Here is a 22,619-nt window from a genome sequence, read left to right on the forward strand (position 1 = left end):
CATTACAGTTGTTGCATAACGCCTGAGCTTGTTTTTGAGGTTGTGTGAGGTGGTCGAGGTTGTTGAAGTCCATCTTGATCTGTGTGACAAGGCAAGTCAGACCTTTAAGGTCAGTCTGAAATGGAAGCCAAGAACACATCGTCAGAGCTGGTCTCTGCCGATATGGACCCCAGGCTCATACACCATTAGAGACCATGTTCAGTATCTCCACAGTCTGAGCATTTCTCAAGCCTCAAAAGATTGTCAAGTGCAACGGATCGGTCCAAGTGGTTGGAAGGCTGATCTCGACACTCTTGATCTTGTCACCCTTGGCTATGTCATAGAGGCTCGACAGCTCACTGTGCGGACCTGCTACTTAGATCCGGAGTTTGCCTCCCTTTGTCTTGCGGCTGCTGTGATGGAAATTGATGGTCAGCGTTGGACTCCTCATTGCCTCACCCTGGCCCTACCAGCGGGTTGGAATGCCTACGTTCCTCTAGCTGGAGAGGAAACTCTCTGGGCTAAGGATTTTGATCATCTTGTCGATGCGCCTGTTCATGCCGGCTGTTTTGTTTCTCAGCCCTTTGTTGTCAAAAAAAATTCTCATCAACTTCTCTGTATAGGCGAGCCACCAATGGGATGGCCAGCAAACCTTTTGAATGATGTGAGCGCTGTTTGTAAAGCGACCTGTTGTCTAATGGATGAACCCCCACCAGCAGGAGATCTCTACCAATTAGTGATTCATATGTTAGAAACTGGTTATGGCGGTCTTGAGCATGATTATGGCGCAGTTTTGCATTATTCCTGGCGTGCATTAACTGAACCTGATGGTTATCGGAAGCTCCTACAATTGATAGGTCATGAGTATTTACATCAATGGAATGTGAGACGTCTACGGCCCATGGAATATCGACCTTATGATTATTCTCAAGCTGTAATTAGTGATGGACTTTGGTTCGCCGAAGGAATCACTAGCTACTTTGACCTCACCCTGCCATTCCTTGCTGGGTTGAGCGATCGCTCTGCATTACTAAAAGATTTATCTCTAGAGTTTTCACCACTATTAATCAACCCAAGTCGTCAATTACAGAGCCTGTCTGACAGTTCACGTGAAGCCTGGGTGAAATTATATAAAGCAACACCGGCTAGTGCCGATTCGCAGGTCAGCTATTACAAGCTTGGTGCTGCGATGGCCTTTTGCCTGGATGTTCGCCTGCGTCAACAAAACTCGTCATTAACGCAAGTACTCCGTGACCTTTGGCAGAAGTTTGGTCGTATTCATCGAGGTTATTCCAGGTTAGACATCAAAGCTGCCATCGCCAAGTTCGATCCCAATACTGCGAATGAGGTTGATGCATGGCTTGATCAACCTGACTCTCTCCCGTTGACTTCGATCGTTAAAGATCTTGGACTGAGATTTGAAGAGAGATATTCAAACAAAAGAGAAACAGGACTTACTTTAGTTGAACGAGAGGGTCTTGTTTTGGTGTCACGAGTTACTCTGTCTAGTCCAGCCCATCAGGCAGGTCTTGTCGTTGGTGATGAATTGCTTGCTGTCGGCGGATTTCGATTGCGTAAGGTCGATGATTTATACAAACTTATCTCCAATCAAGAGCCTGTATCGTTCACCTATTCAAGACGAGGACGACTAAGCGAAACAACACTTTCGAGTGGTTTAGCCCAAGTTGATCACTGGGAGATTATTATTGATTATGAGGCACCATCTGAATTAAGCAATCTACGGGATCGATGGTTTCAGATTATTTAACCACTCTGATTATGTCTATGAGGAGCAATACTAAACGATTCCTAATTATATTCATACTTACTCTTAGTGGGTTGATAATATTCATCTGGCATTCAAAGTATAGCATTCGTGATGATCGGCCAAAATTAAGTCAAAGTCTAAAAAGTCATCTAGAACGACTTGGGCAATTCTCTGAAGAATACAATCAAAAGCCCAAAGACCTGCCATCAACAAGTCAACAAAAACCGCCGCGAGCACTATCATGGTCATCTCCACTTTCTAAGCAATGCTCTGATATCGATCAAGGACTTAAGAAACGTCTTAACCACCGTCAACAGCAATTGGCATCTGAACGCAATTATGTAGTTATTGATTCATCGAATTATGGCAAAAGATATCGCTGGGATCTTTATGGCCGTCGTGTTGATCCGACTCCTAGTGTCGTAGTTCTACATGAGACTACCGATTCGTATCAATCTGCACTCTATACATTTAAAGATTATCATCGCAAGGATAAAGATCAAGTTAGCTACCACACATTGATTACATTGGATGGGCGAATCATTGATGTTGTAGACCCACTTAATAGAGCATATGGAGCAGGAAATTCTGCTTTTCTTGGTGAGTGGGTTGTGACAAATCCACGCTTTAAGGGATCCGTCAATAACTTCGCTTTGCATTTGAGCCTAGAGACACCATGGGATGGTCGCAATGGCTATCTAAATCATAGTGGTTATAGCGACAAACAATATGATTCTCTTGCTCTAGTCTTAGCAGATTGGATGGATCGCTTCAATATTCCCCCAGAAAATATCACTACTCATCAGCATGTTGATTTAGCAGGTGAGCGATCAGACCCCCGTAGTTTTGATTGGTCAAATCTACAGCGAAGACTAGCGGCGATTGGTTATCTTTGTGTAAGTAGCAATCCCTCAGATTAAGGGCAGCTGCGCTGAAGAACGTTGGGAATAAATCAGACCATGTAGTTCAGGGTCTTGCATATAACGAAGAATTCTTGCGGGATAGTCAAGCTTGCCATTATGAAGATAAGCCAGTGTGGCGATCGCCTTGGCATGTTTATAGGAGCGACTAGCTTGGATTAAGGCATTAGAAGGTAAGCCTAAGTCATCCTTTAGACGCGCTATCTTTCCTGCAAGTAACTCAACATTAGATTCTGGATTGAGAAGTAAATTACGTGCACTTGAAATTTGTTCTGCCGTTGGATGCTGAGGCAAACGTTTTTGATGGATGAGTTCAGAGATGCCTAGTTGGGCTGGCCCATGGGTCTTCAATAGACCGGAATGAGCTACAAAAGGGATGTTTTCGCCTGGTTTTGAATGCTGAATTTCATCGAAGAGGATCGCTGTGACCAGCATTGGGTTGACGCGGTATCGCTTGGACTCGCGCACGATCACAGGTTTTAATTCATCCAGTCGATTGACTGTCTGAGCTCGCAGTGGCTGAAGGTGATCAATTCCTCGTGTGAACAACTGAGCTAAAGGCGTCTGAGGGCCATGTACCCCGAAACGTTTTTGAAGATATCTGAGCTCTTCTGCTGTGAAATCGGTTGGATCAAGGTGATTAACGGTTGCAATATTCAGCGGTGGTGATTGACGTGTCTGGCTTGCCTGCCGGCCATAATTCTCTGTCATGAGAACCAAGAAAAGCGAAGCCAGGACTACAAAGTCGGTTAGTCGAAGACCTCTTTTGAGTGTTTGTAGGAGTCCGAAAAGAGTCTTGATCATCGCGCGAGGTTAGCCTGAGTGTCTGAGAAAATGGGCAGGCATTTTGATCGTGGATCGTTTCGAGCTGTGAGCGACGTGCATCAGCTGATGAGTTTCCCGGATTTCAGCGCCAGCGATGCCCAGGTTCAGTGGCAGCGCTTTAACAATTTGCTTTGGCATCACAACGATCTTGGAATTTGGCTGGACATCAGCCGAATGCATATCAATGCAGAAGATTTTGAACGGCTAGGGCCACGCTTTGATCAGGCTTTCAAGGCCATGCAGGCTTTGGAACAGGGAGCTATCGCTAATTCTGATGAACAACGGATGGTTGGCCACTACTGGCTGCGTCAGCCGCAGCTGGCGCCTGATCAAGAGGTCTGTGATCACATTGCCAAGGAAATTGACCTGATTGAGACCTTTGGCTGCAATGTGGTCAATGGCCTCATCAAAGCCCCCAATGGCAAAAAGTTCACCGATGTGCTTTGGATCGGGATTGGAGGCAGTGGCCTAGGACCTTTATTAATGATTCGTGCTCTTCAGAATGCAGAGCAGGGATTGCGATTCCATTTTTTCGACAATGTGGATCCAGATGGCATGAGTCGCGTTCTTGGCAATCTTGGAGATGCCCTGAGCACGACTTTGGTGGTCACGGTCAGCAAATCTGGTGCAACTCCTGAACCACACCTCGGTATGGAGCAGGCTCGTCAACGCCTCGAAGCGATGGGAGGTCGTTGGGCTGGACAGGCCGTTGCCGTGACGATGCTCAATAGCCAGTTAGATCAGCTTGCACAGAAGGAATCCTGGCTTAAGCGTTTTGACATGTTCGATTGGGTTGGCGGTAGAACAAGCATCACGAGTGCTGTTGGCCTTTTGCCGGCAGCTTTGATTGGTTGTGATACCCGCGCTTTTCTTGCTGGTGCTGCGCAAATGGATGAGGCCACACGTGTGTCTGATCTGCACAGCAACCCAGCAGCTTTGATGGCCGCTGCTTGGTTTGTTGCAGGAGATGGGCTTGGGCGTCGTGACATGGTTGTTCTTCCATATAGAGATCGCCTTGAGGTCTTTAGTCGTTACCTGCAACAGCTGGTAATGGAATCGCTAGGCAAGCGTCTAGATCGGGATGGCAATGTTGTTCATCAAGGCCTTGCTGTATATGGCAACAAGGGTTCAACTGATCAGCATGCTTATGTGCAGCAATTACGCGATGGTGTTGACAATTTCTTCGCCACATTTATTGAGGTGCTTGAGGATGTTGACAACATACCGGCGATCAACAATGAGCATCCAGGTGATTTTCTCGATGGCTTCCTGCAAGGCACTCGCGCAGCGCTCAGCCAGGGAGGTCGTCAGAGCCTCACTATTTCGATGCGTCGATTTGATCCTCGTCGACTCGGCGCATTAGTTGCTTTGTTTGAGAGGGCAGTTGGTTTATATGGTGAACTTGTCAATATTAATGCGTATCACCAGCCTGGAGTTGAATCAGGTAAGAAAGCAGCCGCTGCCATCCTTAACTTGCAGTCTCGAGTTGAAGACTTGCTTGCTGATGGTGTCGAACGTTCAGCTGGAGAGATCCATCAAGTGATTGGAGATGGGTCAGAAGAAGCCATCTTTTGGATCATGAGGCATCTAACTGCGAATAAGCGTGGTTATGTTGCTGAAGGTGATTGGGGAATTCCGACTTCACTACGTTTCAGTAAAGGCTGATCATTTCTATGGCACTAGGTTCACCAACTTGCCTGGCACAATGATGATCCGTCTAGGCGATTGACCTTCTAACCATTTGACGGCGATGTCACTGTTTAAGGCCAATTCTTCTAATGTCTTTTTGTCTGCGTTAGCAGGAACCTGGATTTTTCCACGTACCTTCCCTTTGACTTGAATGACGAGCTCAATCGTTTCGAGTACTAGTGCGCTTGGGTCGATTACAGGCCAGGATTGTTGATGGATGCTTCCATGCCCATGAAGCTTCAGCCAGAACTCTTCTGCAAGGTGAGGAGCAAAGGGTGCCATTAATCGAACTAAAACTGAAAGAGCCTCTGCAGCCACTTCAGTACGAACCTTATCTAGTTTTCCACTCAAGGAGTTGGATAGCTTCATGAGTTCGGAGATGGCTGTATTTAATTGAATGTCACCACTTAAATCCTCAGTTATTGCTTCTATCGCCTTGTGAGTAGCTCTTCTCATGTTGATCTCTTCTTCACTGAGATCAGCTGAATCTATGATCAAGTTTGCCGAAGAGATGGAGGCATTGTCACCATCAGTCTTAGGCCATGCAAAACTATCAATCAGACGAATAAGTCGTTGCAGAAAACGAAATTGACCTTCAACATCTGCATCATCCCATTCCAGGTCTTTCTCTGGGGGCGCTTTAAAAAGTATGAACATTCTAGCGGTGTCGGCACCGTATCGATCAATTACAACGGCAGGATCAACACCATTATATTTTGATTTAGACATCTTTTCAAACAGGACCTCTAGTCTGTCTCCAGACTCTGGGTCCCTCGGATCACTATCATCACTAACAAGCTCAGGAGAAATATAACTGCCATTTTTAGCATTGCGGTAGGTGAGCCCTTGAACCATGCCTTGAGTAAGTAATCGATTAAATGGTTCTTTGAAGCCAATCAGATTTCTATCGTGGAGTGCTTTGGTAAAAAAGCGTGCATATAGGAGATGGAGGATTGCATGTTCAATACCACCTACATATTGATCAACAGGCAACCATTTATCAACAATAGCTTTATCAAATGGACGTTGACTATTGAGTGGATCAGCAAAACGTAGGTAATACCATGAAGAACACATAAAGGTGTCCATCGTGTCTGTTTCCCTGTGAGCGTTTTCACCACAAATAGGACATTTGACCTCAACCCAATCCTGTTCTTGCGCTAAGGGGGACCCTCCTTTTCCTGAAAGATCTATGTCCCTAGGAAGGGTTACAGGTAGGTCCTCTTGCGGAACAGGAACGATCCCGCAGTTTGGACAGTGAATGATAGGGATCGGGCAACCCCAGTAGCGCTGACGAGAAATGAGCCAATCGCGCAAACGGTATTGCACTTTGCTTTGAGCCCAACCCTCAGAGGCTCCATGGGTTGTAATCGCAGCCTTCGCTTCCTCTGTGGAGAGACCATCAAAGACACCGGAATTTACAAGTACTCCGGCTCCGGTCCAGGCTTGTCCATCATTGTGATGCTCGTCTGTATCTGGCATCTGAACCACAATGCGTATCGGTAGTTCGTAGCTGCGAGCAAAGATGAAATCCCGCTCATCATGAGCGGGTACTCCCATAACGGCTCCTGAGCCATAGTCAGCCAATACGTAATCGGCAATCCAAACGGGTAGTGATTCACCATTGACTGGATTGATCACCTGTGCACCGATCGGGACCCCTCGTTTTGGTTGGTCCTCAGCGGTGCGATCCTTGACGCTGAGTTGGCTTATAAGGTCACAGAATGCAGTAACGGCAAGACGTTGTTCCGGACTTGTTAGGGATTCCACCAAAGGGTGCTCAGGTGCCAAAACCACATAACTTGCTCCGTGAAGTGTGTCTGGCCTTGTTGTGAAGACCGTGATGATTGAGTTGGCTACACCAACGACTCTGAACTTGATCTCAGCACCATGAGAGCGACCAATCCAATTGGCTTGCATCGTGCGGACACGCTCGGGCCAACCAGTCAATTCATCAAGGTCATCAATTAACGCATCGGCATAGTCGGTGATTCGCAGGAACCATTGCTTGAGTTGTCGCTGTTCCACAAGAGCGCCTGACCGCCATGAACGACCCTCGCCATCGACTTGTTCATTAGCCAGAACAGTTTTGTCGACGGGATCCCAGTTGACTGTCGCTTCCTTCTGATAAGCCAATCCACCCGCAAAAAGTTCAAGGAACAACCACTGGGTCCAGCGGTAATAGTCCTGATGGCAAGTCGCCTGTTGCCGGTCCCAGTCAATCGACAAACCCAGTCGATCAAGCTGGGCCCTCATTTGGGCAATATTTTGGTCTGTCCAATCACCTGGATCTACGTTTCTGGCGATGGCTGCATTCTCAGCTGGTAAGCCAAAGGCATCCCATCCCATTGGGTGAAGTACCGCATCACCTCGCATGCGCTGCACCCTGGCAATCACATCGGTAATCACGTAATTGCGTACGTGGCCCATGTGCAGTTTCCCCGATGGATAAGGGAACATCGATAGGGCGTAAAAGCGTTTCTGGTTAGTTTCTGCGACTGGCGTTCGATCTAATCCTTGTCGTAACCACTCCTTTTGCCAACGCGTTTCAAGCTCAATAGGGTCATATCGAGCTGAGGATTGGCTGGAGGCAGACGTTGAAGGGAAAGACTCCGTCACGTACAAGTTTCACCAACTTTCGATCGTGCCATAACAAGTTGACGCTAGGGAGTTGAGTTAGCCCAGTGGGCGAATTATCAGTACAGCCCGACGGTTAATCAGTACAGGTTGACTCGTTCCAGGCCGTTCCAGGGCAAGGAATTCCGGGTCCTGCCAAAGCAAGCGGCCTTCCAATCGGAGCCCATCAGCTAATTCAAGACTGAGAGGGATCTCGTCCCGAACCCAACTCTGAATCAGACGAATCCCTGGAAGGCTGGGATTGAGAGGGGGGGTCTCCATAGGATTGGGATCGTTACATGCTGGTTATGTTGCAGTTCAGCAAATATCAGGGACTCGGCAACGACTTCCTCCTGATTGATGGGCGTGAGGATCAGCTGACTCAACAAGTGATCAATCCTGATCCAGCCTGGGTACGAAAAATCTGTGATCGACACTTCGGGATTGGAGCTGATGGGCTGATTCTTGCTTTACCACCTAGGGCTGATGGTGATCTGAGAATGCAAATTTTCAATGCTGATGGCAGCCTGGCCGAGATGTGTGGCAATGGCATCCGTTGCTTAACACGTTTCTTAGCTGATATCGAAGGAGATTTGTGTGTTCAGCGGTGGAACATAGAAACCCTAGCAGGAATAATTTGTCCAATTTTGCGGGAAGATGGACAAATTTGCGTCGATATGGGATCTCCATTCTTAGATCCAGAATCGATACCTACCACTCTGACAATCGGTTCTGCTGGATTGCCCCAGGGCGAGTGCCACTTGGGTGGTACATCATTACATGTTGCAGCAGTAGGAATGGGTAATCCCCACGTGATCGTGCCTGTTGAAGATCTTGAAAGTATTGCGTTTGAAAATTGGGGACAAAGACTTGAAAAACATCACGCCTTCCCAGCCAAGACAAATGTTCATTTCTTGAAGATACACAGCCCGAATCAACTTGAAATTCGCGTTTGGGAGCGTGGGTCGGGACCAACCCTGGCTTGTGGTACAGGAGCCTGTGCATCTCTTGTAGCAGCTTGTTTGCTAGGTCTTTCTGATGACCATGCGGAGGTTCTTTTACCAGGTGGTGTATTACAGATCAGTTGGCCAGGACGTAGGGGTTCTGTTTTTATGACGGGGCCCGCTGAACCTATCTTTGACGGGGTTTTAACACCTCTTCTCTCACCAAGTCATGCTGAGGTCTTGCCTCAAGATAATCAGATTATTTGAAGACATCGAATAGTCTACAAACATTTATAGCTCTTGAATTTATAGAGACTCCCATCTTGGATAAGATAATAGTCCTGAGGTTGATTCCCTTAAAACGGTGAATGATTGTTTAACTAGTATCTTGTTAGAGAGCTTGATCGCTCCTGCTTTTGATGCATTTGGGCATCACACTCGCATCGGTCTAGGAAAGGATGGACAGTTCTAGTTCGTGCCCATCTGAAATATATCTGGATGCTTGTGCAACGACTCCGCCTCGACCAGAGGTGATTCAACGCATCTTTGAAGTTCAGGAGAGTGCCTGGGGTAACCCCTCGAGTCTTCATGGCCCAGGCCTGATCGCTGCTGAATTACTTGAACGCAGTCGTCAGAAGATTGCCTCATGCCTAATGGCTAGCTCAACCGAGCTGGTCTTGACCTCGGGAGCTACAGAATCTATTCATTTAGGCCTTTTGGGCATGGCTCGTTCCATGCAGTCGGGCCGTCTAGTGATTTCAGCGGTAGAACATCCTGCTGTTTTTGCTGCAGCTCAGGTCCTCAAGCGTGAGGGCTGGGAGGTGTGTTACTGGCCTGTTGATCCACTAGGTCGCGTCAAACTTGAGGATCTAGATCTGTTGCTTGCTCCGCCAACACGATTGGTCTCAATCATCTGGGGACAAAGTGAGGTCGGTACCATTCAACCGATTGAGACGATTGGCTTAGCTTGTAGGGAAAGGGGCATCGTTTTTCACACTGATGCCACTCAAGTTCTTAGTCAGGGACTACTGCATTGGGCTGATCTGCCAATAGACTTACTTAGCGCATCAGCACACAAGTTTCAGGGTCCTAAGGGAATTGGTTTGCTTCTATTAAGACCTGAATTGATAGATGTTTTACAACCTTTGCAGGGTGGTGGTGGCCAAGAACAGGGGCTTCGGGCTGGTACTGAATCTGTTGCCTTAGCAGCAGGGATGGCGATGGCCCTCGAACACTTGAAGCTATCCAGTCCAGGGTGTGCTGATGTTGAGCTGGCCGATCAGGTGAAAGTTCAACGAATGCGTGACGCGTTAAGAATCAACCTGCAGACCTTGCCTGGACTTCACTTCACCGGCGATCCAATCAATCGTTTGCCTCACCATATTTCCATGCTTGTGGGATCAGGAGATGACCAGCCCATCTCTGGTAGAGCTGTTGTGCGAGAACTTTCACGACTTGGCGTGGCAACAAGTAGCGGTAGTGCCTGTATGGCAGGGCAACCTAAAAACAGTGCTGTCCTGCAGGCCATGCAGATCAAACCTGAGTGGCTTCAGTCAGGATTACGTTTCTCTCTGGGTTCATGGTTAGACGAAACACAGTTGGATCAGATCCCTGATCTTCTGCAGCAGGCCATGATTGCAGCAGCATCGCCAGAATGAGCCTTACTTCTAATCCTTAAATCATCCACCCCAGCCTGTGATAAAAACTCTTCCCGCTGACCTCCTCGCTGCCGAGAACATGGTTTTGGAGGCTCTACAAACCTCTTTAAAGGATCAACCCCTGGGGCGATGGGAGGTGAACTTGAAGTTTGAGGGCTTGAAATTGATGCCCGTGGCTCTACGCCTGATGCAGAATCTGCAAGAAGATGGGTTTGAGATTGTTCTTGTTTGGCCTGATATGGGTGGTGCAGCACTGGCTAAACACAATGCTCCTGAACTTGCTAATCAGATCTCTTCAATCAATGATTTGCTCGGTGACCTGAATGGAAAAGATGATGATCGTATCTTTTTGGTTGTTGCACCACAACCCAGCGATTACGAGCAGTTTGAACTCCTCTGCAACAAACATTCAGGGGCTGTTGTCATGCTGAACGGCCGTTTGGAAGATAGTGCTGTTGGAATTGGAGGCGTTGCTAGACAACGAAGACGAGGATTTTTATCTTTATGGCGTAAGGCCTATTGGCTTGAACCATTGGAGTCTGGTGCGTTGATGCGTTCGCACCCAGGCGAATGGATCTTGTTTCGTGCTGATGTTGATGGGTATCGAGAGACGACGACCTTCGACCAGCGTCCAGATGCTGAAGCCATCGACGCTGCTCTTATTGGCACTTAGTAGATCAAGCGGACATGAGGCAAACAACAGTAATCAGTTCATTGTTTGCATCGCTTGAGAGACCAATGGTTGACTTGATCAATCGGATCGGTCTCCGTATGGTGCAGCTCTGAAGAGTTTTTATGAGTCGCCAAACCCTTTTGAAACAATTCACCCCTATTGATGGGATTGCCGCAATCGTGGCACTCATCGCTCTGGGGGGTGTGTTGTGGAGTCCGAAGTTAAGTCATTCATTGGCCAGGGCCACAGGCGTCATGAGGCCTGTGAAGGTGTCTGTCGATGTTCGCAACGTGCCTACAGCTGAGCCAAATGCACTGATCGAAGCTGCATTGGCCCAGGGCAGCACCAGTATCGTTATTCGCAATCAGCCTGCCGGTTCACTGAAACTTAAGGGCATCGAAGACCTCAGAAGCAAGCTCGTGGCGGTCCAGCCAGACGGCTCTGTCGTCATCGCAACGGATCCCAATTTGGCTGCCAATAGTGTTCTTGATGCTCGCTTCATACTTGAAGGTGACGGCACAGTCTCCAAGACGGGAGTTGTGTTAGCTGGAACAAAACTCAAAATTGGCACACCAGTTGAGCTAGAGGGATCCAGCTATCGAATCAACGGAACCGTGAGTGGTGTCAGTGTTCAATGAGGATTCTCCCTGCATGTTCCAAGATCGCTAAGAGAAACCATTCTCAATTGTTGATCCGAATTCTTGGAGCTGGGGGAATCCTGATCGGTTCACATGTGAGTGCAGCACCAACTGTTCTTTCACCACCCCCTCCAGTTGCCGTCCAGGGCTGGCCTTCTCTTCAATCTGGGCGACTCTGCCCTTCCTTGCAAAGGAGTTTCAAATCCTTACTCGGCCAAGGCTCATCGGCATGGAGCGTGAGCGTCTTAGATCGTCATGGTCAGCTCCTTGCAGACATCAACGGAACTATTGCCAAAGTTCCAGCCTCCAATCAGAAGTTGATTACAACTGCCTTTGCGCTCGATAAGCTCGGCCCTGACTTCAAGTTGCGCACCCAACTTTTACGACGCCCTGATGGGGTACTTGAAATCAGTGGTGAAGGAGATCCTGATCTAGGTATCACAGAGATACAACGCTTTGCGATGGCAGCTCTTGGTCAGGGTGGTTCGCGCACTTTTCGTTCCCATGACGATCTCCAATTACTGATCCGTGAGGAGCCTCAACAACGCTGGTGGCCTAGTGATTGGCACCCAGCTGACCGCATTTATGCCTATGGAGCACCGATCACCCGTCTTGCACTAACAAGCAATGCCCTTGATGTGGCTGTGACCAATCCAATTGGTCGTTTACAACGCTTGCTGGAGCGCGAAATACATCGGCAGGGGGGCAGCGCTCACTTAAGTCTTGTCAACCACGACCAGGTGAAGACAAGTTCTGCCCAGTCCGTTCTTCTTCATGAGGAAGATTCCGCACCAATGCATGCCTTGGTAAGTCTTGCTAATGCGGAGAGCCATAACTTCACAGCAGAGGTGCTGCTTCGACACGCGGCAAAAAGCTGGGATGTGAGGCTTGCCTCCAGGGAGGCTATGCGCTGGATGCAACAACAAAATCTTCCTCTGACAGGACTACGCATAGCCGACGGCAGCGGGCTCTCAAGGAACAACCGAATGAGCAGCCAAACTCTGGCGACTTTGTTGATGCGAATGGGTCATCACCCTCTTGCTCCCTACTATCAAGCCTCAATGGCCATTGCCGGACAGCGTGGAACGTTGCGCAAACTGTTTAGAGGTACTTCACTAGAAGGGAAATTCTGGGGAAAAACAGGCACTCTTAATGGAGTGCGTTCTATCTCAGGAATTCTTGAGACAGAAGATGGTCCACGCTACGTGAGTGCAATAGCTAATGGCGCCAGCTCACCAAATAGAACAATCGGCTTGTTGTTGAAGGCTACCCAACGCTTCAGCCCGTGTTCTTCATCGCTCTCAGCTTCGAAGTAGCTCTACGCCCCCGGTTGATCGGCACGGCCTTGTCTGAGTGTTGGTCAGTTGAACCGCGACTGTCATGACTGCTAATAGTTTGAATTTTCACCAGCTCTTGGCGACCAGCAATGATGACTTGAGCGATTTCTTTGAGGCGCTGCTCAAGTTCTCCAAGGGTCTGTTCGGCATAACGGTTTGCACCGTCCTGGACACCAGCAGCTTCTTGACGACTGCGCTGAATAAGTGACTCACATTGCTGGTGAGTTTGCTGCCTGAACTGAAGTGCATCGTTATGTAGCCGTTCAGCTTCGTTCTGAGCTTCCTTCTGGAGTCGTGATCCCTCTGATCTGATCTGATCTAGTTCTTGAATTGCTTGTTGACGGTTGCGTTCGTGCTGTTCGGTCAGCTGCCTCTTGATATCTATGGCTTCACGATCCAGTTGTTGTCGACGCTCCAGGGCCTCCTGCTCAAGTTGCTGTCGACGGCTAGAGAACTGCTGCTCAAGCTGAACAAGTTTCGACTGCATCTCATGTTCCAGCTGAACAGATTGCTGCCTGGTTGCTTGTAGCAGCTGTTCGCATTGTTGGCGGCTCTGATCACGAAGCTCGGCTACCTGTTTTTCCGCTTCTTGACGAATGGAAGCTGCATTGACCAATTGCTCGCGCTGTTGATTGGCCTGGTGAACGATCTCTTCGGCTTGTTTTCGCGCAGTTGTGATGAAATCATCACGTTTTTGGAGCAACTGATCGGCCTGGTTCACTTGCCCAGGGAGGGTCTCTCGAACGGCATCAAGCACTTCGATCGCTTCCTGTTCATTCACTAGGCGAGCGCCACTAAAGGGGATACGGCTGCCTTCCAGAACTATCTCTTCGAGTTGGTCGAGCTGTTCGAGAACGGTGAACCTAGGCTCGCTCATCACAGTTTTAGTTTTAAAGCTCAATTAAATAACCTGTGGAGGTCTTGTGCCACCACCTCAGGCACCATGTGATCAATATTGCCACCAAAACGGGCGACTTCCTTCACCATAGAACTACTGAGAAAGCTGTGATGAGCTGCAGTCGCAAGGAAGATTGTCTCAAAATCAGGAGCCAGGGAGCGGTTTGTATGAGCAATTTGGAGCTCATACTCAAAATCACTCATCGCCCGAAGACCACGCAGGATCAGATCAACCTGATTGTGACGAGCACAGCTCACTGTGAGGCCTTCAAAGCAGATCACGCTTACACCCTTGCAATGTGCTGTAGCCACATGAATCTGGTTAAACCTCTGTTGCAAGGTGAATGTTGACGTTTTGGCAGGGTTGCTCAAAACCGCTACCACAACCTCGCCGAAGAGTGCGCAGCCGCGCTCAATCAAATCCAGATGACCAAGCGTTAAAGGGTCAAAGCTGCCTGGGTAAAGGGCCCTCATGATCCAATCAAACCACTTCTGGATCCTATGCAGAGAGGTGCTGCTTAGAGTTGGTAAATCTGATGAGATGCTCAATGGCACTGGATCTAGAAGCGAAAAAGGTTTTGCTTCGCAAAATCCCCCATGGTCTTTTTATTTGTGGAGTCCGCGAAGGTGATGAAATCAACGGCTTTACAGCAAGTTGGGTGACCCAAGGATCGTTCGAACCTCCCCTTGTTGTTATGGCAGTTCGGTCAGAGGGAAGCAGTCATGGAATCATTGAGCGAACGAAGCATTTCTCGCTCAATGTGCTTCGGGCTGATCAGAAAGAACTTGCGGCAGTTTTCTTCAAGCCTCAGTCGGCGATGGGAGGGCGCTTTGAGTCAGCCCCCTTTCGTTATGGCGAATTGGGTCTACCCCTACTAGAGGATGCTATTGGAGGGGTTGAGTGTGAACTTGTGGGCCAGGTCGTCCATGGTGATCACACTGTGTTCGTCGGAGAAGTGAAATCAGCCCATCTAAATCAGGATGGGGATGCGCTTAACCTCGCTTCAACGGGTTGGTCATACGGCGGTTGAAAATAATTTGAGCAACGCTTCTCAGCGCACCATCCTTCTAAAGGATGAAAATAGACTTGAGCAAAGGCTTAAGGAGATTCCAGCTGAACCTGGTTGTTATCTCATGCGTGATGTAGAAGACAGGTTGTTATATGTGGGAAAATCAAAATGTTTGCGAAATCGAGTCAGAAGTTATTTCCGAAGTGGCAGTGATCATGGGCCGCGTATTCGATTGATGGTGCGACAAATTGCTGAGATTGAATTTATCGTTACTGATAGCGAGGCTGAATCCTTAGTCCTGGAATCTAACCTGATCAAAAATCAACAACCACATTTCAATGTGTTGTTAAAAGATGACAAGAAATATCCATATCTTTGCATAACATGGAGCGAGGAATACCCACGTATCTTTATCACAAGAAGGCGACGTTTCCGAAATAAGAATGATCGCTTCTATGGTCCATATGTAGATGTAGGACTATTACGTAGAACCTTATTTCTAGTCAAACGTTCGTTCCCGCTGAGACAACGACCACGGCCACTGCACCAGGATCGAACCTGCCTTAACTATTCAATTGGACGTTGCCCTGGCGTATGCCAGCAGAAGATAACACCACAGGATTATCATCAAGTTCTTCGCAAAGTTGCGATGGTCTTCCAGGGCAGGAATCAAGAGCTTAAGATTTTGCTTGAGAAGCAAATGGAACGCTATTCAGATCGAATGGACTATGAGTCAGCCGCTAATATAAGGGATCAGATTAAAGGGTTAGAACAACTTACAGAAGGACAGAAGATGAGCTTGCCAGATTCAAGCGTAAGCCGAGATGTACTAGCCATTGCAAGTGATCATAGGGTTGCTGCAGTTCAGCTTTTCCAGATGCGTGCAGGTAAACTTGTTAATCGTCTTGGCTTTACTGCTGATGCAGTCGATCAAACTCTTGGAAGTGTACTCCAGCGAGTTATCGAAGAACATTACAGTCAAGTAGATGCTGTAGAGGTGCCGCCAGAAGTTCTTGTTCAATACTCATTACCTCAGCAAGAATTGCTAGTTGATTGGCTCAGTGAGCACCGAGGTCGGCGTGTTCAAATCAGTTGTCCTCAACGCCAAGCGAAAGCAGAGTTGATAGAACTTGTTGAACGCAATGCAGTATTTGAACTATCGCGTGCGAAGAGTGGGCAGCAGCAACAGGAATTGGCAACAGAGGATCTAGCCCAGTTGCTTGAACTCACGACACAACCAAGAAGAATCGAAGGATATGATATTAGTCATATCCAAGGAAGTGATGCTGTTGCATCACAGGTTGTATTTATCGATGGGCTTCCCGCTAAACAGCATTACCGAAAGTATAAAATTAAAAGTAGCAGTATCAAATCTGGCCATAGCGATGACTTCATGGCGATGGCTGAGATTATGCGCCGTCGCTTTCGTCGTTGGGCAAGGGTGAAGCAAGAAGGATCCAATTTTGAAAACCTGCAGCGTTGCAGTGGCAGTACCTTGCAGACAGATGGTCTCAATGATTGGCCTGATGTGGTGATGATTGATGGCGGTAAGGGGCAGCTTTCATCAGCCATGGAAGCTTTACGAGAGCTTGACCTTCATGAGGATCTCGTCGTTTGTTCATTGGCTAAGAAGCATGAACAGATCTTTGTACCTGGACAAAGCAAACCATTGGATTCTGATCCTGATCAGTTGGGTGTAGTCCTTTTAAGGCGGCTTCGCGATGAAGCACATCGCTTTGCAGTGAGTTATCACCGCCAACAAAGAGGGGTAAGAATGAACCGATCGCGGCTTACAGACATCCCTGGACTTGGGCCTAGGCGTGTCCGTGACCTTCTTGCCCACTTTCAATCCATTGATGCTATTCAGTTGGCTAGCGTCCAGCAAATTAGTCAGGCACCAGGGCTTGGACCAGCACTTGCCTTACAGGTTTGGACCTATTTCCACCCTGAAGCCGATATGGCGTTGGAGGAGGTTGCCTGATCAAGACGGATCACTTTTTTTAACTCTCACTACTTGTTCATCTCAGCAGATTGCTAATTGTTATCCATGACTTTTCCGCCCGAGGCATACCTGTGGTTTAAAACCCTCCACATTGTTGGGGTTGTGGTTTGGTTCGCCGGCCTTTTTTATCTTGTGCGCTTGTTTATCTATCACGTGGAAGCCGCTGACTTGGAACCAACTGTCAAAAAAGCATTTGAAGCGCAATACACGCTAATGGAGCGTCGATTGGCAAATATAATCACCACTCCAGGGATGATTCTTGCCGTTTCCATGGCTGTTGGATTGCTTATCACCCAACCGAGTTGGCTTAATCAAGCTTGGATGCAAGCAAAGCTTGCTTTGGTGGCTGGGCTAATCGCTTACCACATTTTCTGTTATCGGCTGATGGGTCAGTTGAATCGCGGGGAATGCAGCTGGAGCGGCCGTCAGCTTCGTGCCCTAAATGAACTTCCAACTTTATTCTTAGTGTTAGTAGTGATGCTGGTTGTCTTCAAAAACCAGTTTCCAACAGGTGCAGCTACTTGGTTGATCGTTGGCCTTGTACTGTTTATGGCCGCTTCAATTCAGTTTTATGCACGATGGAGACGATTAAGACTTAGTCGACAATTGGAAAGCCCGCTAAATAATGGCTAATGTTTCTCATCCTCTAAGTGAAATACTCTTGGGTGTTAGTTCTGAGAGTTGTCCAAATATTATGAATTTTCACTGTCATACTATTTGCAGTGATGGCAGCCTTGAGCCTGAGCTTTTAATTGCCCAAGCAAGCCAAAGAGGTTTGCAACATATAGCAATCACAGATCACCACAGCACTCAGGCCTATCATCCCATGACGGAATGGCTTGCTAGGCGAAGTAATCAAGGATTACCAGTTCCAAGACTTTGGAGTGGTTTAGAAATCAGTTGCTTGTTGAAAGGTTGTCTTGTCCATGTCCTGGCTCTTGGCTTTGAGGTTGGGCATCGTGCTCTTCATACCTATTGCCAAAACAACTCTGCAACCGGGGGATCATTACAGGCTAAAGCTGTAAAAGAGGCGATTCATGAGGCCGGAGGATTGGCAGTGCTAGCCCATCCAGCTCGATACCGCTTGCGGCATGAACTTCTTATAGATGCAGCCGCTGAACTTGGCTTCGATGCTGGTGAGGCATGGTATGACTATGACTTTAAGACTAATTGGCATCCAACACCATTCATATGTGAAGCAATTGATGATCAGTTGAAGGGTCTTGGGCTAATGCGTACATGTGGCACTGATACTCATGGATTTGACCTCAGCGGACGCTAAATCCCATCTAGCTCATTAACATGACTATAGTTTTCAGATTATGCTTGGAAATATTGATCGATCAATGGTCTTTTTGCATGCTTCGGATAAGAACTTGTAATAAATAGAATCACTGAAACATGATTACAAATAAGGGTACAAGTAGGTTTTACTTGATGGCTTTAGCTTGGCATTACTAACCCCTGCCAACATCAAAAAAATCATGGCCTTTGTTATTAATAAATCTCAATAGTTAGTCGATGGAATCAAAAGATAGGCTTTCATTTTCCAATGGATATCAGGCCTTACTTTATAAATCATTTAGTTACATGATGAGTTTCTTAAACCTTTTCAACTGGATGCATTACTTATCCAGAGCTTGAAATGATTACAGCCTTAGCGGTGAGCCGACTAGCGAGGAAACAATAAGCCTCAAGGTATTTACTCATCAATTTCTCCTTTGATAAATTGTTCTCACTGCTATCAATATTGACCCTTAAGTTTAAAAAGTCAAGTGGGATTTGCAGCGAATACAATGTTTAGAGAAAAAACAGTATTATTATTATTCAGGGGATCATTTAACCGGCAAAAAGTCATCTGGCTTTGATTCAATCTGAGCCTCACTGGTATAAACAAGTTGTTTCAGTATTGCTATCTTGTCGAGCGATGCTGACTCCCACATGCCACGGTTTGCGGCTTCCAATAAGCGTTCGGCCATATCTCTAAGAACCCATGGATTATTGTCATGGAGGAAACGTTGAATATCTTTTTCTTCTAGCCATTGCTCACATAGAGCGCTATAACACCAATCTGGAATACGATCAGTCGTTGCATCATAAGCGAAAAGATAATCCAAACTTGCGCCCATTTCAAAAGCTCCCTTGTATCCATGTTGTTTCATACCATCGATCCAACGTGGATTCAACAATCGGCTACGTACAACTTTGTCGATTTCCCGTTCAAGTCGACTTAGCCTTGGACGCTCCCGTCGAGAATGATCTCCGAACCAAAGTTCAGGACGTTGACCTGAGATCACTTCTACAGCAGTTGCTAATCCACCGTGAAATTGGTAGTAATCATCTGAATCGAGGAGATCATGCTCGCGATTGTCTTGGTTGTGAAGCACGACCTGCACATCCTGCAAGCTGCGCTCAAGACCCTCTCGATCAAGGCTTGGATTAGATGCACCGTCATATCGCCATTGGCTCCAGCTCAAATAGGCCTCGCCAAGATCGGAACGATCCTCCCAAGAGCCAGAGTCAATTAATGCTTGAAGCCCCGCGCCATATGCCCCTGGAGCAGAGCCATAGATTCTGCCTTGGGGTCCGTGCTTGCGCGTGGTTGCGGCCAAGGGATTAAATTTTTCATCTTCTTGTAGATTTGAGATGAGTTTTTGAGCCTGATGCACCCAACTCACAAGTTGGGGAAATGCGTCACGAAAGAGACCTGAGATCCTTAGGACCACATCAACCCTTGGACGTCCAAGAAGGCTTAAGGGGATCACCTCTAGATCAATCATTCGCCTACTGGGACCATCCCAAACAGGTCGAACACCGATCAATGCCAGCAGTTGCGCAATGTCCTCGCCGCCATTTCGCATGGTTGCTGTTCCCCATACAGAAAGAGCAAGATGAGTTAGTGACTCACCATGCTCAAGTAGATGTAAGTCCAACAACTGTTCAGCACTTCGCCGCCCCAGGTCCCAAGCTGCTTCTGTAGGTAGTCCACGCAGATCCACTGAATAAAAATTTCGGCCAGTAGGAAGAACTTCCGGGCGGCCACGAGTTGGTGCTCCAGAAGGGCCACTTGCTATACGGCGTCCAGAAACAGCTTTTAGGAGTGCTTCATATTCTTTCCTCGGGCTAGTGTTAAGGCGAGGCCAGAGATCATATTCGATTCGTGAAATTAAGGGGTCACTTTTAGCAGACTTGAGCCAATCTCGTAGTGGCTTTACAAGTAAGTTTTCATCATTGCCCTTCCTCTTTTCAATCTGCTTTTTGCCTAGAAGAACATTTAAAAATATCAAAGCTTGTTCTTCTATCCAGGCAACTGCATCGCCTTTTCTTCGAGCCTTATCAAGGCCAAAGCTGATTAAAACTTTACTGTCATGGTTAGAAAGTAACTCACCTTCTTCATCACACCAGGGATCAAAGTTCAATTCGAGTCGCCTTGCGATGGCTTGTGTTAGTCCTGGCTGATCCGAAGAAGGTGACCGTGCTATTGCTAGAAGAAGTTCAATAGCACTCTTATCAGATGGTGCTTGACCAAAGCGATGCAACCCTGTGCGAATTTGAGACTCCTTAAGTTCACAAAGATAGGCCTCAGCTTGTTCAAAACTTGTGATCAGTAAATCACGGCAACTTTCTGATTTATCGAAGACTTCGGGAAGCCCAGGAAAATTATTTAAGCGCAAAAGATTCAACAATTCTTCCTCTAGTTTTGGTACTCGTTTCGCACCCAGCTGTGTAGCCTCGACATATTCATCCAACAAAGACTCAAGCCTAAGTAAGTCTCCATGAAGCCCGGCTCGACCAAGGGGTGGGGTGAGGTGATCAATAATCACAGCAGCTCCACGACGCTTGGCTTGAGATCCCTCTCCAGGGTCATTAACAATGAAGGGATAAGCATGTGGTACTGCTCCAAGAGCAAGATTTGGATAGCAGGATTGACTAAGACCGACACCTTTACCTGGCAACCATTCGGCACTTCCATGTTTGCCAACGTGAATCAACAGATTGGTTGCATGTACCTCTCGCATCCAAAGATATTGAGCGAGATATCGATGAGGAGGTGGTAGATCAGGTGAATGAAGGTCAGTAATTTCATTGCTGTCGTAGCCACGACTCGGCTGAATCAATACCACGACCTGGCCAAAAAGCATGCCATGAATAGCAAAACCATCGGCTTCGAGATCCTCAGCTTGTTCAGGTACCCCCCAACGTTTAATAATCGGCTCGCATGCTTCTACTGGTAAGGTTTTCCACCACTTCAAATACTGTGAAAGTGAGAGATATGACAGTGGTTGTCGGTTTTGACTTTCTGGATCATTGGTTCGCGATCTGAGTAGATATTTCATCAATTCCTGGCCATCGGCAGGAATCGGATTGCAACCGAGGTCATGTCCGCTCTCTTGTAACCATCCCAAAATGGACGCTGTGCTTGCAGGAGTATCCAGCCCTACTCCATTAGCCAGTCGCCCATCACGGACGGGGTAATTGGCCAGAACAAGGCTGATGCGTCGTTGGTTTGGCTGAGATTGTTGAAGCTTGATCCACGCCTTTACATGACTGACCGCCCATGCCAGTCCGTCATCATCAGGCTCCATGACCTGTACAGCTGTTGCGAGTGAGGCATTCGCCTGCACAGTTGAACGAAAAGCACCAGGCCGAGACGTGATCCGGCCATCTAGTTCTGGCAGAACGACTTGCAATGAAAGATCTAGAGGGTCTAACCCTCTACTGCTGTTGATCCATTCATTGCGGGTGCGACCGCTGCTGAGTACTTGCACAACCGGTACATCCAAGGTTTCCCATAGATCTGAACCAAGCCCAGCTTCTTGAAACTGCACTGATGCAAACGAGGTGGTCGTCATCACTGCAGCGACGTTCTGTTGCTTAAGCAGGTGTTTTACGCCTTGCTGAACGGCAGGATCTCTAAGGCTGCTGACCCAGAGAGCACGCGGGACTAACCCTTGTGCACGAAGTTGCGTATTAAGGGCTTTTGGAAAGGCAAGATCTCCAGCCTGAGAAAGGGCGCGATACAGCACAACTCCCACCTTGGGCCCATCTTCATGTCGCCAATCCCAAGGTGAAGGGTCAACCATCGCCTTCAACACGATCTGATCAAGATCGATGGGAGTGCCTACGAGAAGTTGCTCAATGACTCGCAGAAACATCACCATGTTGTCCACACCACCTTCACGCATCAGCTCTGCGAGCCGATCAGCCAATGGGATGGGGTGGCTTCCGAGGGAATGAAGCTCAACATCCAAATCAGTAGTGCCAGAAAGAATCAGCAATTGACGAGGCGAGGCTCGTTGTTGCCAAATCCCAAGTTGTTCAAGCCCATAGCTCCAGTGACCCCGACCACCAAGAAGGCGAACAACGATGAGCTGGGCTTTAGCTGCCGTCGTAGCGAGATAGTGATCAACCTGAGCTGGATGGGAAAGAGCGGCGAGGGGTAGCGCGCGAATACGACCCTTCCATGCCTGCTGTGATGGAACTTCAAGAACAGAGGCAAGAGTAGAAATATCTGTTCTCGCACTTGTCAGTAGAAGGATTTGTGCCTGTGGTTGTTCAACGAGGAGCACCTCCTCGGCTGGTCCTTCACCTGGCAGGCTTGCTAAACGATGCATTGGCTCATTCTTTGATGGAAAATGCCACGTATGAGACGAGGTAATGAG

The 22,619-nt window shown here is 47.8% G+C and carries 18 protein-coding genes; 12 read left to right on the forward strand and 6 right to left on the reverse strand.

Going from position 1 to position 22,619, the window contains the following annotated elements; translation table 11 throughout:
* Positions 1 to 49: 49 nt before the first annotated feature.
* Together SIB80_RS07405 and SIB80_RS07410 are read left to right on the forward strand one after the other, a co-directional pair.
* Entirely contained in the window at positions 50 to 1,747 is a 1,698-nt protein-coding gene (locus SIB80_RS07405; protein WP_063420354.1) for a PDZ domain-containing protein, read from the forward strand.
* The gene (locus SIB80_RS07410) at positions 1,729 to 2,667 is read left to right on the forward strand and encodes an N-acetylmuramoyl-L-alanine amidase (protein ID WP_063420207.1); all 939 of its coding nucleotides are present in this window, start codon (positions 1,729 to 1,731) and stop codon (positions 2,665 to 2,667) included. The genes SIB80_RS07405 and SIB80_RS07410 overlap by 19 nt, the downstream gene beginning before the upstream one ends.
* On the opposite strand, the gene SIB80_RS07415 is transcribed toward SIB80_RS07410, so the two are convergent.
* Positions 2,659 to 3,471 (reverse strand): hypothetical protein, encoded by an 813-nt coding sequence (locus tag SIB80_RS07415; RefSeq protein WP_063420208.1) that lies wholly within the window; start codon positions 3,469 to 3,471, stop codon positions 2,659 to 2,661. The two genes, SIB80_RS07410 and SIB80_RS07415, sit on opposite strands and share 9 nt — an antisense overlap.
* A gap of 87 nt (positions 3,472 to 3,558) precedes the next feature.
* Between SIB80_RS07415 and SIB80_RS07420 the strand changes: the two genes are divergently transcribed.
* Positions 3,559 to 5,157, forward strand: a complete 1,599-nt coding sequence (locus SIB80_RS07420) for a glucose-6-phosphate isomerase (RefSeq protein ID WP_063420355.1) — start codon at positions 3,559 to 3,561, stop codon at positions 5,155 to 5,157.
* 6 nt (positions 5,158 to 5,163) lie between these two features.
* Here SIB80_RS07420 and leuS read toward each other — a convergent pair whose 3' ends face one another.
* A complete protein-coding gene (leuS, locus tag SIB80_RS07425) occupies positions 5,164 to 7,800 on the reverse strand; it encodes a leucine--tRNA ligase (RefSeq protein ID WP_063420209.1) in 2,637 nt (878 codons plus the stop codon).
* A gap of 57 nt (positions 7,801 to 7,857) precedes the next feature.
* The gene (locus SIB80_RS07430) at positions 7,858 to 8,079 is read right to left on the reverse strand and encodes an Hfq-related RNA-binding protein (RefSeq protein ID WP_063397662.1); all 222 of its coding nucleotides are present in this window, start codon (positions 8,077 to 8,079) and stop codon (positions 7,858 to 7,860) included.
* Positions 8,080 to 8,096: 17 nt separating this feature from the next.
* Here SIB80_RS07430 and dapF point away from each other — a divergent pair, with 17 nt between their 5' ends.
* From dapF to SIB80_RS07455, 5 genes are all read left to right on the forward strand, one after another.
* Positions 8,097 to 9,008: a diaminopimelate epimerase gene (dapF, locus tag SIB80_RS07435; RefSeq protein WP_063420210.1), complete on the forward strand. Its 912-nt coding sequence runs from the start codon at positions 8,097 to 8,099 to the stop codon at positions 9,006 to 9,008.
* A 191-nt stretch (positions 9,009 to 9,199) separates the two neighbouring features.
* Positions 9,200 to 10,399 (forward strand): cysteine desulfurase family protein, encoded by a 1,200-nt coding sequence (locus tag SIB80_RS07440; protein ID WP_063420211.1) that lies wholly within the window; start codon positions 9,200 to 9,202, stop codon positions 10,397 to 10,399.
* Positions 10,400 to 10,436: 37 nt separating this feature from the next.
* Positions 10,437 to 11,072: a DUF1995 family protein gene (locus SIB80_RS07445; protein ID WP_074160155.1), complete on the forward strand. Its 636-nt coding sequence runs from the start codon at positions 10,437 to 10,439 to the stop codon at positions 11,070 to 11,072.
* A gap of 122 nt (positions 11,073 to 11,194) precedes the next feature.
* Entirely contained in the window at positions 11,195 to 11,710 is a 516-nt protein-coding gene (locus SIB80_RS07450; protein WP_063420212.1) for a DUF4330 domain-containing protein, read from the forward strand.
* Positions 11,707 to 13,026, forward strand: coding sequence for a D-alanyl-D-alanine carboxypeptidase/D-alanyl-D-alanine-endopeptidase (locus tag SIB80_RS07455; RefSeq protein ID WP_063420213.1), 1,320 nt, complete (start codon positions 11,707 to 11,709; stop codon positions 13,024 to 13,026). Before SIB80_RS07450 ends, SIB80_RS07455 begins: the two co-directional genes overlap by 4 nt.
* Here the strand turns inward: SIB80_RS07455 and SIB80_RS07460 are convergent.
* Positions 12,989 to 13,924 carry a hypothetical protein gene (locus SIB80_RS07460; RefSeq protein WP_063420356.1) on the reverse strand — a complete coding sequence of 312 codons (936 nt, stop codon included), beginning with the start codon at positions 13,922 to 13,924 and terminating at the stop codon, positions 12,989 to 12,991. The two genes, SIB80_RS07455 and SIB80_RS07460, sit on opposite strands and share 38 nt — an antisense overlap.
* Positions 13,925 to 13,944: 20 nt before the next feature.
* On the reverse strand, positions 13,945 to 14,418 hold the full coding sequence (gene coaD / locus SIB80_RS07465; RefSeq protein WP_011130100.1) for a pantetheine-phosphate adenylyltransferase: 474 nt from the start codon (positions 14,416 to 14,418) through the stop codon (positions 13,945 to 13,947).
* Between the two features lie 74 nt (positions 14,419 to 14,492).
* On the opposite strand from coaD, the gene SIB80_RS07470 reads away from it, so the two are divergent.
* The 4 genes from SIB80_RS07470 (at position 14,493) to SIB80_RS07485 (ending at position 18,238) form a co-directional block, all read left to right on the forward strand.
* Positions 14,493 to 14,975, forward strand: coding sequence for a flavin reductase family protein (locus SIB80_RS07470; RefSeq protein ID WP_063414993.1), 483 nt, complete (start codon positions 14,493 to 14,495; stop codon positions 14,973 to 14,975).
* Complete coding sequence (gene uvrC, locus SIB80_RS07475; protein WP_063420214.1) at positions 14,932 to 16,935, forward strand: excinuclease ABC subunit UvrC; 2,004 nt, start codon at positions 14,932 to 14,934, stop codon at positions 16,933 to 16,935. Before SIB80_RS07470 ends, uvrC begins: the two co-directional genes overlap by 44 nt.
* A gap of 66 nt (positions 16,936 to 17,001) precedes the next feature.
* A complete protein-coding gene (gene hemJ / locus SIB80_RS07480; RefSeq protein WP_063420215.1) occupies positions 17,002 to 17,589 on the forward strand; it encodes a protoporphyrinogen oxidase HemJ in 588 nt (195 codons plus the stop codon).
* Positions 17,582 to 18,238 (forward strand): PHP domain-containing protein, encoded by a 657-nt coding sequence (locus SIB80_RS07485; protein WP_063420216.1) that lies wholly within the window; start codon positions 17,582 to 17,584, stop codon positions 18,236 to 18,238. Before hemJ ends, SIB80_RS07485 begins: the two co-directional genes overlap by 8 nt.
* A gap of 553 nt (positions 18,239 to 18,791) precedes the next feature.
* On the opposite strand, the gene cobN is transcribed toward SIB80_RS07485, so the two are convergent.
* Entirely contained in the window at positions 18,792 to 22,571 is a 3,780-nt protein-coding gene (gene cobN, locus SIB80_RS07490; protein WP_063420217.1) for a cobaltochelatase subunit CobN, read from the reverse strand.
* Between the last annotated feature and the right edge of the window lie 48 nt (positions 22,572 to 22,619).

Source organism: Prochlorococcus sp. MIT 1327 (genome assembly GCF_047304785.1).
Taxonomy (GTDB): Bacteria; Cyanobacteriota; Cyanobacteriia; order PCC-6307; family Cyanobiaceae; genus Prochlorococcus; species Prochlorococcus marinus_D.

Bases quoted from the DNA above. Each gene is read 5' to 3' on its own strand.
- SIB80_RS07410 (WP_063420207.1), top strand. From the start codon at position 1,729: ATGGTTTCAGATTATTTAACCACTCTGATTATGTCTATGAGGAGCAAT.
- SIB80_RS07415 (WP_063420208.1), bottom strand. From the start codon at position 3,471: ATGATCAAGACTCTTTTCGGACTCCTACAAACACTCAAAAGAGGTCTT.
- SIB80_RS07420 (WP_063420355.1), top strand. From the start codon at position 3,559: ATGAGTTTCCCGGATTTCAGCGCCAGCGATGCCCAGGTTCAGTGGCAG.
- SIB80_RS07430 (WP_063397662.1), bottom strand. From the start codon at position 8,079: ATGGAGACCCCCCCTCTCAATCCCAGCCTTCCAGGGATTCGTCTGATT.
- dapF (WP_063420210.1), top strand. From the start codon at position 8,097: ATGCTGGTTATGTTGCAGTTCAGCAAATATCAGGGACTCGGCAACGAC.
- SIB80_RS07440 (WP_063420211.1), top strand. From the start codon at position 9,200: ATGGACAGTTCTAGTTCGTGCCCATCTGAAATATATCTGGATGCTTGT.
- SIB80_RS07450 (WP_063420212.1), top strand. From the start codon at position 11,195: ATGAGTCGCCAAACCCTTTTGAAACAATTCACCCCTATTGATGGGATT.
- SIB80_RS07455 (WP_063420213.1), top strand. From the start codon at position 11,707: ATGAGGATTCTCCCTGCATGTTCCAAGATCGCTAAGAGAAACCATTCT.
- SIB80_RS07460 (WP_063420356.1), bottom strand. From the start codon at position 13,924: ATGAGCGAGCCTAGGTTCACCGTTCTCGAACAGCTCGACCAACTCGAA.
- coaD (WP_011130100.1), bottom strand. From the start codon at position 14,418: ATGAGGGCCCTTTACCCAGGCAGCTTTGACCCTTTAACGCTTGGTCAT.
- SIB80_RS07470 (WP_063414993.1), top strand. From the start codon at position 14,493: ATGGCACTGGATCTAGAAGCGAAAAAGGTTTTGCTTCGCAAAATCCCC.
- uvrC (WP_063420214.1), top strand. From the start codon at position 14,932: ATGCGCTTAACCTCGCTTCAACGGGTTGGTCATACGGCGGTTGAAAAT.
- hemJ (WP_063420215.1), top strand. From the start codon at position 17,002: ATGACTTTTCCGCCCGAGGCATACCTGTGGTTTAAAACCCTCCACATT.
- SIB80_RS07485 (WP_063420216.1), top strand. From the start codon at position 17,582: ATGGCTAATGTTTCTCATCCTCTAAGTGAAATACTCTTGGGTGTTAGT.
- cobN (WP_063420217.1), bottom strand. From the start codon at position 22,571: ATGCATCGTTTAGCAAGCCTGCCAGGTGAAGGACCAGCCGAGGAGGTG.